This window comes from Pyrinomonas methylaliphatogenes (assembly GCF_000820845.2).
GTDB classification, from domain to species: domain Bacteria; phylum Acidobacteriota; class Blastocatellia; order Pyrinomonadales; family Pyrinomonadaceae; genus Pyrinomonas; species Pyrinomonas methylaliphatogenes.
The window spans coordinates 285,630-298,435 of record NZ_CBXV010000007.1; the positions used below are offsets into that span (position 1 = coordinate 285,630).

Here is a 12,806-nt window from a genome sequence, read left to right on the forward strand (position 1 = left end):
CAAGTGATCGCAGATCTCAGCTTGCGGATGATGAGTGTGATCTATGTCGGTTAAGCTCACAACCAATCTCTCGCAGCGCCTCGTGCTGACGCCGCAGTTGCGGCAACGCATCGAGATGTTGCAGATGACGGCTTTAGAGCTGAACGAACTCATCCAGCAGCAGTTGCTCGAAAATCCCGTCCTCGAGGAGGTGCAGGCGCAGGACGAGGTTCAAGAGCTCGCCGAACAAGTTCTCGATTATCAGGCCTGCGGTAACCTCGATTCGGATCGATCGCCGGAAGGAGGTCCAGCGAACAACGGCGTTTCGGTCAACGGCGCGGGCGATTATCTTGAGTTCTCCGCTTCGCCGGAGGCGACGCCTGAGACGGCGGAGGCGAGGGCCGAAGAGGATCTCGATGAGCCGGGCGAGGAGATCTCTCCCGATCCATTCGAAGAGGTGGATTTCGGGCGCGAGTTTCAAGAGTACCTCGATCCTGGATATAAGACCCAAGAGCACGAATATCGCGAGGACGAACCGACCTTCGAACAATTCTTAACGCGCCCCCCCTCGCTGGCCGAGCATCTGACGTGGCAGCTTCACATGGAGGATATCGAACCGGAGTTGATCCCGATCGCCGAATGCATCATCGGCAATTTGGATGGTGACGGGCGGTTGAACGCGACGAACGAAGAGATCGCCGCTCTCGGCGGATGGACGGCGGAGGAGGTCGAACGGGCGCGCCAGCGCCTCATGCAACTCGATCCTACGGGATGCGGCGCGCGTGATGTGCGCGAATGCCTGCTCGCGCAGCTTGAGGCGTCCGGAGAAGGGGAGCGATTGGCCGCGCAGTTGATTCGTGAACACTCGCTGGCCGACTTGCAACCGCATAGGTTGCCCGCCCTCGCCAAGCAGCTAGGCTTGCCGCTTGAGACATTGGTCGCGGAGCTCGAACGCATACGTCAGCTCGATCCTTTCCCGGGCAGACGTTACTCTTCGGATGAGACGGTCCTCGTCACGCCGGAGATATTCATCGAGAAGCGCGATGATGGCGAGTATGAGATCTCTTTCGCCGATGATGGCGGGCCGCGCTTGCGGATCAATCAAGCCTATCAGCGGATGTTGGACCGGCCCGAGACGAGCAAGGAGACGAAGGATTTCATCCGTGAGAAGACGCGCTCGGCGATCGAGCTTCTGAGGAACATCGAACATCGTCGGCAAACCATCTACAAAGTCGTCGAATGTATCGTCCGTCGGCAACGCGAGTTCCTCGATAAAGGGATCGAGTATCTGAAGCCGATGATGTTGAAAGATGTCGCCGAGGAGACGGGGATGCATCTATCGACCGTATCGCGCGTCGTCAACCGCAAATACGCGCACACGCCGCAGGGCGTCATAGAGCTGCGCCGATTCTTCACCGAAGGGATGACGAACGAAGATGGGGAAGAGGTCTCGACGCGAATCATCAAGTTGAAGATCAAGAAGCTGATTGAAGAAGAAGATCCGCATCATCCGATCACAGACGATCAGATCGTGAAGATCTTGGCGAAAGAGGGGATCAAGCTGTCGCGTCGCACCGTGGCCAAATATCGGGACCAGATGAACATCCCCGGATCGCGCGAGCGTCGCGCGGTGATCTGAGCGACGGAAAAGCCTTGCCTTGCGTTCTCTCCAAGACAATTCAATGAGGAGGGGAAAGGACGATGAAGATCGAGTTCACGGGAAGACATGTCGAGGTGACGCCTGCCATTCGTTCTCACGTCGAAAGCCACTTCAAGAAGATCGAGCATATCTTCAATGACTCGACGGCGCGCGCGCATGTCATCATCGATGTTGAGAAAGGGCGTCATACTGGGGAGATAATATTGAGCTGGCGCGATCACACTTTAACGACGCGCGTAACGAACAAGGACATGTATCAAGCGTTGACGCGCGCCATCGACAAGCTCGAAAAACAGGCGTTGAAGTTGAAGAAGAAGATCATCGATAGCAAGCAGAATTCGCGCAAAACGCGCGCCGCCAAAACGGCCTCGCCCGCCGAAGAGGCGGTCGCCGACGCGACCGGCAAACGCCCGCGCATAATCTTAGCGCGACGTTACGCCGTAAAACCGATGACGCCGGAAGAGGCGGCGCTTCGCCTATCCGAAGACAGCGATCAGTTCATCGTCTTTCGTGACGCCGAGACGGATCGCGTCGGAGTCCTTTACAAGCGCAAGGATGGGAATTTCGGGTTGATCGAGCCGTAGCTTCCGGCATCCGCTTATACCGATGAGACCGGCGGGCGCGCAACCAGAGATCACGATCAGGGAGTTCATCGAACAGGCTCCCGAAAAGCTCGAGCTCCGAACCTTGGCCGGAAGGCGCGGACTCGATGACCGACGAATTACGATCGCGCGCATCCAGAAGCTGGGATTGGCGCTTGCCGGTTTCACGCACTACATCCATCCGGGCCGCGTACAGATCGTCGGGCAGAGCGAGATCTGGTACTTAGGGCAACTATCGCCGGACCAGCGGCGCGAGGCCATCGCGCGCCTCGAGCTCGGACGCATCGCCTGCGTCCTCGTCACAAAGGGGCTCGAGCCGCCAGCCGAGTTCATCATCGCCGCCGAGCAGGCCGGGTTGCCGCTTCTGCAAACGCCGCTCGTCAGTTCCACCGCCATTCAGTTGGTCACGGACTTTTTACAGGCGGCGTTGGCGCCGCGCGAGGTGCGGCATGGCGTCTTGTTGGACGTGTACGGGCTCGGCGTGTTGCTCGAAGGTCCATCGGGGGTTGGAAAATCCGAATGCGCGCTCGATCTGATCGCGCGGGGGCATCGACTCGTGTCGGACGATTCAGTCGAGGTGCGGCGGACTGGACCGGAGCGGCTGATCGGTTGCGCGCCGAAGCTTCTGCGCGAGCACATGGAGATTCGCGGTCTCGGCATCATCAACATCCGCGATCTGTTCGGCGTTTCGGCGATCAGCGGCCCGAAAGAGGTGGATCTCGTCATCCGTTTGGAACGTTGGAATGAAGCGTGCGAGGTTGACCGTCTGGGGGTTGACGCGCGAACGACCGAAATCCTCGGCGTAAATATCCCACTGGTCATCTTGCCCGTCAGCCCCGGACGCACGCTTTCGATCTTGGTCGAGACGGCGGTGCGAATTCACCTTTTACGCGAGCGCGGTTACAATGCCGCACAGCGGTTCGTCAGGCGTCATGCCGAACTGGTGCGCGAGGCGGATGGTGGAGATGAACAAGCGGGCGAGTGAGGCATCGAGCGCGCCGCAGATCGTGATCATCACCGGATTGAGCGGATCCGGCATGTCATCTGCCACCAATGCCTTCGAAGATCTCGGCTACTTCTGCGTGGACAATCTGCCGTTGACGCTGCTGCCGACCTTCGCGCGTCTGGTGCGCGAAAATTACGATGAACGACCGAAGATAGAGCGCGCCGCGCTCGTCATCAACATCCGCGAGCGCGAGTTCTTGAACGAGTTCAACACCCAACTCGAAAAGCTGCGGCGGGAGGGAGTGCGCGTCTTCATCCTCTTCCTCGAAGCTTCCGACGAGGCGTTGCAGCGCCGTTTCAGCGAAACGCGCCGTCCGCATCCGGCTGACACGGGCGAAGGGTTGCTCGCCGCCATCCAACGGGAACGGGCTGCGATGGCTGAAATCCGCGCCCATGCCGACCTGATCGTCGATACGACTGAGCACACCGTCCATACGTTACGTCGTTTCCTCGTCGAGCGGTTCAGCCCCGAAGCCCAAGGGGTGCCCATGCGCGTTCAGCTCCTAAGTTTCGGCCATAAGTTCGGCGGGCCGCGCGACGTCGATCTCCTGTTCGATGTACGACACTTGCCTAATCCGCACTTCGTCCCAGAGTTGCGCGATCTTTCGGGGCGCGATCGGCGTGTGGTTCAATATCTGAAGGCGAGCGAAGAGGTGCAGGAGACGCTACGCCGTTTCGGCGATCTGTTGGAATATCTGCTGCCGCTCTATCGCCGCGAGGGGAAGTCTTATGTCACAATCGGCATCGGTTGTACGGGCGGGCGACATCGCTCGGTGATGGTGGCCGAAGCGCTCGCGCAGCGATTGCGCCGCGCAGGCTTCGACGCTTCCGCGGTGCATCGCGACATCAAGAAGACGCCGCGGAAGGGCGAAAAGAAGGCGAACCGCGTTTAGCGAGGAGAGGCGTAAGATCCGATGGCGCTACAAGAACGGAAGAGCGGACGCGTGGGCGGCGTGATCGTCACGCATGGACAACTGGCGACCGAGTTGCTGGCTGCGGCGGAGATGATCGTCGGCCACATCGCACACATCACCGCCGTTTCGATCGGTTGGCACGATGACGTCGATGTTGCGCGCGAGGAGGTGCAACGGGCCATCGAGCGCGTCTCGGAGGGGCGCGGCGTGCTCATCCTGACCGATATGTTCGGCGGAACGCCGACCAATATCGCCTCGATGTTCCTCTCCGAGGGCGAAGTCGAGGTCGTCACCGGAGTCAATCTGCCGATGATCATCAAGTTGGCGAGCCAGACGGGGGAGGAGTCGCTGGCGGAGATCGCGCGTCGGGTGCGCGATCAAGGGAAGGAAGGGATCTATCTCGCCGGTGAGTTTCTGACAGCGCAAAACGCCGCGTCGAAGAAGGATTGAGGAGCGTAAAGTGCGATGGTGGAGCGGCGTGTGACGGTGAAGAATCGGCTTGGACTACATGCGCGCGCCGCGGCGCAACTTGTGCGCACGGCGAGCGAGTTCCAGAGCATCGTGCGGCTTGAGAGGGCGGATGGAAGCGCCGCGGCGGATGCTAAATCCATCTTGAGCGTGTTGATGCTGGCCGCCTGTTGCGGAACGGAGTTGCGTATAATGGCTGATGGCGTTGATGAGGAGAGGGCCATCAGCGCGTTAGAAGCCCTCTTCCAAACCGGTTTCGGAGAGAGCGATCCTCAGGTGTGAGAGTAGATTCCGCAGATCCTCGTCCCATGTTGGAAAATCAAGGGCAAATGATCTCGAATGAGCGCGCAAAGATGGAGCGTCGGTGGCGCGGTCTGGGCGTTTCTACTGGCATCGCGATCGGGCGCGTGTTGCGCATCCATAGCGGGGCGCACTACATCTACCGTGCCGTGCTCGATGAAGCTGATGTCGAAAAAGAGCTGCGGCGATTCCGCGCGGCGGTGCGGCTGGCGCGCCGTCAATTGCTCGCCATCAAGGGACGGGCTGAACGCGAGCTGGGGCCCGAGCATGCGTACATCTTCGATGCGCATCTTTTGATGCTCGAAGATAGCAAGCTTCTCGAAGAGGTCGAAGCTTACATAAAGCGCGAACGCGTGAATGCCGAATGGGCCGTCAAGGTCGTCGGCGACCGGCTGTTAGCCATCTATGCGGAGATCAAGGACGAATATTTGCGCGAACGCGGCTCGGACATCGAGGATGTCGTGCGCCGTCTGCTCGTCGCGCTGAGCGGAGCGGGAGAGCGGGCCCGTAAACTGACCGAAGATGCCATCATCGTGGCCGAAGATCTTCTCCCATCGGCGGCGGCGGAGCTGGATTTCGCGCGCGTGCGCGCTCTCGTCGCCGATGTCGGCGGATGGACATCGCATACGGCGATCATCGCGCGCGGGTTGGGGATCCCGGCGGTGGTCGGGGTCCGCGATCTATACCGCCGAGCGCGCACCGGCGATCTCATCATCGTCGATGCCTCGCGCCATGAGGTCATCCTCCATCCGACCGAAACGACGCTCGAGCGTTATCAACAGTTAGTCGCCCGTCAACCAGATCTCTCGCCACTCGACGTGTCGAACGAACCGCTGCTCACTCTCGACGGCGCGGAGATCACTTTGCGCGCCAATCTCGAATTGCCCGCCGAATACGAAGGGGTGCGCCGTTACGGAGCTCAAGGGATCGGATTATATCGTTCGGAGTTCCTCTGGTCGCGACACAACGGTCAACCGACAGAGGAGGAGCAATATGCCGTCTACGTTGAGATCGCTGAGCTAGCTGGACCATATGGCGCGATGGTGCGCCTTTTCGATGTCGGCGGAGACAAGATCAAAGCGCGCGGTGCGGAGCGCAACCCGGCGCTCGGTTTGCGCGGCATCCGCTTCTGCTTGCGCCACGAGGAAATATTGAGGACGCAGATGCGCGCCGTGCTGCGCGCTGCGGCGCGCGGGCATTTGAATGTCGTGTTGCCGATGGTTTCGGATCTAGTCGAAATCCGTCGGGCCCGCGCCATACTCGAGGAAGAGCGACAACGCCTTCAGCGAGAGGGTAAGGCGTTCGGGCCGGTGCGGCTGGGGGCGATGATCGAGGTTCCATCTGCCGTGTTGATGGCGGAAAAATTGGCCTCCGAAGCGGATTTCTTCAGTCTCGGCACGAATGATCTAGTCCAGTACTTGCTCGCTGTTGATCGAAGCAACGATCAAGTGGCCGAATGGTTCCGTTCGCTCCATCCGGCTGTGCTGCGAAGCATCCATCGCACGCTCGAAGCGGCGCGCGCCGCCTCGATCCCGGCAGTTGTGTGCGGCGAGATGGCCGCGACGCCAGCTTATGCGGTCGTGCTCGTTGGGCTCGGCGCGCGCGATCTGAGCATGACCGCGTCCTCGATCCCGCGCGTGCGTCGCACGTTGCGCCATATCGAAGTGCGCCGCGCGCGCGAAATAGCCCTCGAAAGCGTCGGTTGTGCGACGGCTGACGAGGTCGAAGAGCTCATCAGACAGCGGTTGGCGGAAGCGTGGCCAGAACTGTTCCCGCCAAATGCCTTGCCAGCGCCGAAAAACGCGCAGTAAAATCCCAAGCGAATCCCCGTCACGCGGCGGTGATCAGCGGTGGGCGATGTGTGCGGTTCGGAGTCCGCTGAACATCGAACTTTTGAACCTCTCTCGCCACTTTCGTCGCTCTCCCCTCTCATCGATTGAGAAAGGCGGGATGCTGTTATGAGAAGGAGTTTGGTCTATGCGGTCGCTTGGGCGATCTGGGCGGGGGCGGCTTCCTTCGCGCAGCAATCGGGGGATGGGGCGTCAACGGATGGCAGGATCTTCGTTCGCGGCAAATGGCTCTCGCGTAGCGAGTATCTGCGCGAGCGAGAAGTTCGCCAGAAGAGCGGGCCGGTTTCGGAAACGACACAGCCCGCTTCGGATGGCGGCGCTGGCCGCGCCGCTCCCGAAGTCGCGCCGTCGGTGTCCACAAAGGAGTTGGCGACAGACGCCGATACATTGACGAAGATCTATCGCGTCGGCCTCGGTGATGTGCTCGATATACGTGTGCTCAATGCGCCGTCGCGAGGCGATTCGACATTGTACACGGTTCTCGATAGCGGTCACCTTGAGTTCCCTCTGGTTGGCCCGCCTTTGATGGTCGCAGGACTGACCTTGAGCGAGATCGCCGCGAGGCTAACGGAAGAGCTGAAGAAGCGTGCCGTTTATGAAAACCCGATCGTCACCGTGACCGTTCGCGCTTATGTGAGCCATTCGGTGATCATCACCGGTATGGTCAACGAACCGGGGATGAAATCGTTGCGCCGCGAGGCTGTGCCGCTGTACGTCGTTTTGGCTGAAGCCCAGCCTCGACCCGAAGCCGGGTTGGTTACAATCATCTCGAGCCGGATGAAACGGACGATCACGCTGGACCTCACAGATCCAACGACGTTGACGGCGCTGATCTTCCCCGGCGATCTGATCAATGTTATGCCGCGTCCCCCAGCCTTCCTTTACATCGGCGGCGAGGTGAATATGCCGGGGCAAATAGACTATCATCCCGGATTGAGATTGACGCAAGCCATCTTGGCCGCGGGTGGAGCGCGCAACCCGTCGGCGGTGTGGGTCAGAGTCTCGCGTCAAAAGCCCGATGGGAGGTTGACTTGGACACAATATAATCTGCAGGCCATAACCGACGGAGTCGATCCCGATCCAGAGCTCATCCCCGGCGATCGCATCGAGGTCGGTCATCGACGTTGGTGAATTCTGTTTCGGCCTATAAAGTCGATTGCGCGTGCTGATCGAGTGATGGTCGGAAGACGGTTGGCGTGGTCGGTCGTTGACAGTGAGAGCTTCCCCTATTCTTCTGGTTGACGCGATGGACAGTTGGAATATAGTTAAGAACTGAGCGAGCTTCCGTAATGGCTGGATCAGGAGAATTTGAGCTATCACGGTTACAAGGTCAGGGAAGGATTGGCGTCTCAAGAACCTTTCGTTAACTTCGAATCGAGAAATCGTTTGATGAGTGGCTTGACTCCCCGAAAAGGGCTCGTCCGCCTTCTGCTCATAAAATCGTTCGCCGATCTATTCTTCGTTCTCGCCCTTGCCGTTAGCTTCAGTTTTCGCACGTTCGAGCCGCGATTCCGCGGTAACGTTGATGAAGCGGATGCCCTCCATGTCGCCGGATGGGCCATCAACGCCGCAGATCCTTCTTCGCGCGTCGAGGTCCATCTTTATATCGATGGTCGCTTCATCGCTAACACGAGGACCGGAAGATCGCGCCCCGACGTGGTCGCTGCCAAACGGATCAAAGAGGCGCAAAGCGGCTTCGAATTTAGATTGCCGCCGCTCGATCCCGGAGAGCATGAGGCGCGCGTTTATGTCGTTCATCGAAGCGCTGACAACGCGCGCCTCACGTTACAACTTCTGGGCAGGCCGATCACCTTCCGCGTCGGCGAAAATCCTGTGGAGAATGGGTCCAGAGGGGGATCTGAGGTGCGCGGCGGCCAATGATGTGGAGAAGCAGAACGAAATGAGGACGGCAGATGTCAAAGTAGATGATAAGACGCTAGCCGCTTGGGAGATAATTTCGGTCATCTCTTCCGTGTTGATCGTCGCTTGGACGATTGTGCCCTTGGCCGGGGAGAGCAGATTAGTAGGCGCTGTCCCCATCGCGCTCGCGTTCGCGCTCATGATCCAGTCGCATCGCGCGCGTGGCGAGAGTTTGCGCGACCTGGGCTTTCGCACCGATAATTTCTTTCGCGCAATCCGCCTGTTGATCTTACCGATGGTCATCGGTGCGCTGCTCCTCCTTTTCGCAGGAAGGATCGCACAAGCCCTCGGTTTCGGCGCTTCCGAAAGGATGCGCTCGGTATGGTGGATCATACTCGGTGGTTTCGCTTGGGGGCTGTTGCAGCAGTACGCTTTACAAGGCTTCATTCATCGCCGCCTGTACATCATCTACGGGCGCGGCGCGCGCACGACCTTTCTGGTCGCTCTGATCTTCGCCGGATTGCACGCCCCTAACTTCGCGTTGATGGCAGCGACCTTCGCGAGCGGTTTGGTTTGGGCCTACGTCTATGAGCGCGCGCCGAATCTATGGGCGCTTGGCCTTTCGCATAGCACAATGTCGTGGATCGTGATCGCGACGCTCCCCGATTCGATCATCACCGGTTTGCGCGTCGGTTACAAATACTTCATGTGACGCGCTTCCGCGGCATGAGATAAAAACTGTGTTTACCTGTTGAACACAATCTGCTATAATCCTTCTTCGCGTCGCACAAGCGGGAGTGGGGTCGGGCGGTCGCCGCCTCGCCCCTGTGGGCGAGGGGGAGGAAAGTCCGAACACCACAGGGCAGCGAGCCTGCTAACGGCAGGGCATCCGTCCCGTAAGGGGCGGGTGACGACAAGTGCAACAGAGAACAGACCAGCCAGCGGACGGTGCTCGGCACCGTTGCGGGTGATGGGTGAAACGGTGCGGTAAGAGCGCACCAGCGCATGTGGTGACACATGCGGCTAGGCAAACTCCTCGCGGTGCAAGACCAAATAGGGAGGCGTCAGAGGGCGGCCCGTCCGAGCGAAAGCCCTCGGGCTTTCCACGTCTCCGGGTAGGTCGCTTGACCCGTCTGGCGACAGATGGGCTAGAGGAATGATCGCCACTCCGAAGATCCTTCGGAGGACAGAATTCGGCTTACAGACCCTCTTCCGCTGTGCGATGCGAGAAAGCTCGAACATTACCTCATCGGAGAGAGCAAGAGAGGATGGCCAATCGAAAAGGGGTTTTCATCGGAGCTTACGTGCCTGTCGAGTTGAAGGAATCGCTGCGGCGTCGTGCGGCAGCTGAGCATCGAACGCTATCGCAAGAGATCACGCGCATTTTGACCGAGGCCGTGCATGGCAAGAACCTCCCGCCGGGAGTGCTGGTCGATCGGCGCGGACCTAATTCCGGGCCACGTCGTCGGGCAACGGATCCATGGCCGCGTCGTCGGGCATACGATCTGCCCTATGTACCAGTTGATCAAGGGCAGGGGGGTAACCAATCGAGCGGTGATCAGGCGTAAGCGCTTTGAAACTTCCTCGCCCGTTCAAGCCTGTCGAAGATCAAGATCGCCTATCTCGTTGCCGAGCGATTCGAACTGAGCTTAAGAACAAGGTTCCGAAGGATCGGTCGCCTGTCTCTTCATTGGGCGCTACGGGGCCGGTTCGTCTCGGCCAAGCTCGATCGTTCAGCCGCTCTTTCCATGGTTTCCCAAGCCCAAGGATCACGTCAGAATAGAGCGTTCCGCGAGCTTTCTGCGCGAAGAACAGGCTGTGTTGGTGATGACAGCACAAGGGCTGCGATAAAGGGCTCGCTCGGGCGCTCCGGAGCTTTCTTTGGGGGGCATGGCGGAAAGGTGGTCGGGGCGGCAGGATTTGAACCTGCGACCCTTCGCTCCCAAAGCGAATGCTCTACCAGGCTGAGCCACGCCCCGACGTTGCGAAATTTTACGATTGGTTCGGAGAGTGGGTCAAGCGCGCTGGATTTGCCGTAGGAAGAGGCTCGCTTGGCGAAAAGCGCGCGCGCGATGACTGATCGTTCGCTTTATCTGCTGGTCCAGCTCGCCAAAAGTTTGTTCGTAGCCATCCGGGATAAATATCGGATCGTATCCGAAACCGTTGCTGCCGCGAGCTTCATGGGCGATTCGGCCTGCGCATACACCGTGAAATAGATAGACCGCGGTGCCCAATGGAGGGGCGATCGCGATAGCGCAGACAAAGCGCGCACGCCTTTGATGGTCGCCGACATCGCGAAGCTCAGCGAGGAGCTTGGCGATGCGCTCTTCGTCAGAAGCCTGTTCACCGGCGTATCGAGCGGAGAGAATGCCGGGGGCTCCACCTAAAGCCTCAACCTCTAAGCCCGAATCGTCGGCCAGCGCCCACGATCCAGTCGCGAGCGCATAGCGTCGCGCTTTGAGCGCAGCGTTTTCGGCAAAGGTCTGGCCCGTCTCGGCGATGAGCGGGAGCGATGGAAATTCAGCCAGCGTCGATATACGCCACGCCGTTTCTTTGAGGAACTCGGAGAATTCGCGTGCCTTCCCGGCATTGCGTGTGCCGATAAGTAAAGTGGTCGGGTGATTCATCATCATCTCGCTTGGAAACCCCGTGAATGGGCGATCTATCGCGCGCCGAGCGTGGTGGATACAAAGTTTGCTTCATCTAACGCGGTTATGCAAAGCGCCAGGACGGAAGCGGCCAATCGCGAAGGGATCGGTCGAGCGATATTCGGCGCAAAAAAAGTTTTGCTTGTAGCGACATTTCATGCTTACAATTTCCACCTGGCGCGTTTAAAGCGCGGCTGGGAGTGAGCATGAGTCGAGGCCCCAAACTGACCGATGGTTTGACCAAAGAGCGTTTGCGCGAAGATGTCCCCGCTCGCAGATACGGGAAGGAGAATTGGCGAGATCTGAGCTTGTGGTTACGCGGCATCGAGAGCTTCTTCGATCTCGAGATGCATCCTTCGGTCGAAGCTGGCGGGGCGGGTAGATCGGATCTGACGAACGAAACGCGCATACTGCATCAAGCTTTGCAAAAGGCCCTTCATCTGGCCGCCAGTTGTGGTCAGCAACTAGTGAGGATGGGGCGCGAACGCGACGCGCCGCTCGCGGAGAGTCTCAGCGACTTGATCGTCCTCTGTGAGCATGCGCTTGGCGATCGGCCCGTCGGCGTTCGTCACTGGCAGAGTCTGGCCAATCTATTCATGCAGCACGTCTTCTCATCCTCCGCCGCGCGGGATCTGTTCCTCATCGCGCGACAGGCTGAAGAGGATGATCTTCATCCGAAATTGCGCGTCGCTATAGAGCTATGCCCCGAAGCCAGATTGCGCGACGACCTGCGGCACATTTTCGTCGCGCTGACGCGCATGTCTTGGTGGTTGCAACGGATCGAAGCCGAGTTACAGCGGGATCTTCCGCTAAAAGTCACGTTGCCGATTTTCGTGCTGATTCATCGCGAGGCGCGGGAACTCATCTCCTTCATCGAAGGGCGCGCCTTGCGTACGGAAGGATTAGGCGAGCAGATCTTCAATACGCTTGATGCGAGCGCCTATGCGCTGAGCATGGAGCTCAAAAAGGTCTTCGCCCATGAATTGGTCGGCGTCATCGAATCGCGTGAAGCGCCGTTCATCTACGCGCGCATAGAAGACGCGACCGGCTTGCTCACCGATTGCTTTCAGCAGACCATCGTGACCATAGCTCAATTGTTCGATGGCTCGATCAATGGCGCGAGCCTGTTCCCTTCATTCCACACGCGATTGGAGCAGTCCTTGAAGTTGCGCCAGGATCTCTGGAACTTATTGCAGTCGGTGAGAAGTGTAGAGCGCGAGCGGCACCAGCTTTCGATAAATTCGCTCATCGAACGGCTCGAAGAGTTCCGTCGCGGCAGCATGCGCTATCTTATGTACAAAGATTGGGAAAGTTTGGAGAGATTCATCGAAGAGGTTTCAACCGCCCACGGCCTCTCGGAACTGGTGCCTGTGCTGCATCGTTTCTCAGTCTATCTGGAAGCCCTCTTTGGGCAAGTCAATATGCGGCTCGTGTTGGCTGATCACCCGTTTGAATTCGCCAGCTCAGAGGCCCCCTTGGCGAATGCGCGCAGCGGGAAGGACGAAAGTCGCTGAATCGAG

13 protein-coding genes, 1 tRNA gene and 1 other RNA gene are annotated in these 12,806 nt (G+C 59.1%); 13 read left to right on the forward strand and 2 right to left on the reverse strand.

Translation table 11 applies throughout. From position 1 onward, the window contains the following. The first annotated feature begins 43 nt into the window (after window positions 1–43). From rpoN to PYK22_RS11010, 12 genes are all read left to right on the forward strand, one after another. Entirely contained in the window at window positions 44–1,618 is a 1,575-nt protein-coding gene (gene rpoN / locus PYK22_RS10955; protein WP_041977160.1) for an RNA polymerase factor sigma-54, read from the forward strand. A 62-nt stretch (window positions 1,619–1,680) separates the two neighbouring features. Continuing rightward, window positions 1,681–2,223 carry a ribosome hibernation-promoting factor, HPF/YfiA family gene (gene hpf, locus PYK22_RS10960; protein WP_041977163.1) on the forward strand — a complete coding sequence of 181 codons (543 nt, stop codon included), beginning with the start codon at window positions 1,681–1,683 and terminating at the stop codon, window positions 2,221–2,223. Between the two features lie 22 nt (window positions 2,224–2,245). Next, window positions 2,246–3,226, forward strand: coding sequence for an HPr(Ser) kinase/phosphatase (gene hprK, locus PYK22_RS10965; protein WP_041977165.1), 981 nt, complete (start codon window positions 2,246–2,248; stop codon window positions 3,224–3,226). Then, on the forward strand, window positions 3,207–4,139 hold the full coding sequence (rapZ, locus tag PYK22_RS10970) for an RNase adapter RapZ (protein ID WP_041977360.1): 933 nt from the start codon (window positions 3,207–3,209) through the stop codon (window positions 4,137–4,139). The genes hprK and rapZ overlap by 20 nt, the downstream gene beginning before the upstream one ends. Before the next feature lie 21 nt (window positions 4,140–4,160). After that, on the forward strand, window positions 4,161–4,610 hold the full coding sequence (locus PYK22_RS10975; protein ID WP_041977168.1) for a PTS sugar transporter subunit IIA: 450 nt from the start codon (window positions 4,161–4,163) through the stop codon (window positions 4,608–4,610). 15 nt (window positions 4,611–4,625) lie between these two features. Next, entirely contained in the window at window positions 4,626–4,910 is a 285-nt protein-coding gene (locus tag PYK22_RS10980; RefSeq protein ID WP_041977171.1) for an HPr family phosphocarrier protein, read from the forward strand. A gap of 71 nt (window positions 4,911–4,981) precedes the next feature. Continuing rightward, window positions 4,982–6,739: a phosphoenolpyruvate--protein phosphotransferase gene (ptsP, locus tag PYK22_RS10985; protein ID WP_041977362.1), complete on the forward strand. Its 1,758-nt coding sequence runs from the start codon at window positions 4,982–4,984 to the stop codon at window positions 6,737–6,739. 147 nt (window positions 6,740–6,886) lie between these two features. After that, window positions 6,887–7,909: a polysaccharide biosynthesis/export family protein gene (locus PYK22_RS10990; protein WP_041977173.1), complete on the forward strand. Its 1,023-nt coding sequence runs from the start codon at window positions 6,887–6,889 to the stop codon at window positions 7,907–7,909. A 258-nt stretch (window positions 7,910–8,167) separates the two neighbouring features. Next, window positions 8,168–8,659, forward strand: coding sequence for a hypothetical protein (locus tag PYK22_RS10995; protein ID WP_041977175.1), 492 nt, complete (start codon window positions 8,168–8,170; stop codon window positions 8,657–8,659). 19 nt (window positions 8,660–8,678) lie between these two features. Then, entirely contained in the window at window positions 8,679–9,350 is a 672-nt protein-coding gene (locus PYK22_RS11000; protein WP_157770831.1) for a CPBP family intramembrane glutamic endopeptidase, read from the forward strand. An 82-nt stretch (window positions 9,351–9,432) separates the two neighbouring features. After that, window positions 9,433–9,855, forward strand: an RNA gene (rnpB, locus tag PYK22_RS11225) — RNase P RNA component class A. A gap of 51 nt (window positions 9,856–9,906) precedes the next feature. Beyond that, a complete protein-coding gene (locus tag PYK22_RS11010; protein ID WP_041977182.1) occupies window positions 9,907–10,206 on the forward strand; it encodes a hypothetical protein in 300 nt (99 codons plus the stop codon). 334 nt (window positions 10,207–10,540) lie between these two features. On the opposite strand, the gene PYK22_RS11015 is transcribed toward PYK22_RS11010, so the two are convergent. Both PYK22_RS11015 and rdgB read right to left on the reverse strand, forming a co-directional pair. Next, window positions 10,541–10,617, reverse strand: a tRNA-Pro gene (locus PYK22_RS11015). A gap of 36 nt (window positions 10,618–10,653) precedes the next feature. Further along, window positions 10,654–11,271: an RdgB/HAM1 family non-canonical purine NTP pyrophosphatase gene (rdgB, locus tag PYK22_RS11020; protein ID WP_211197679.1), complete on the reverse strand. Its 618-nt coding sequence runs from the start codon at window positions 11,269–11,271 to the stop codon at window positions 10,654–10,656. A gap of 221 nt (window positions 11,272–11,492) precedes the next feature. Between rdgB and PYK22_RS11025 the strand changes: the two genes are divergently transcribed. Then, complete coding sequence (locus PYK22_RS11025; protein WP_041977184.1) at window positions 11,493–12,800, forward strand: hypothetical protein; 1,308 nt, start codon at window positions 11,493–11,495, stop codon at window positions 12,798–12,800. The last annotated feature ends 6 nt before the right edge of the window (window positions 12,801–12,806 follow it).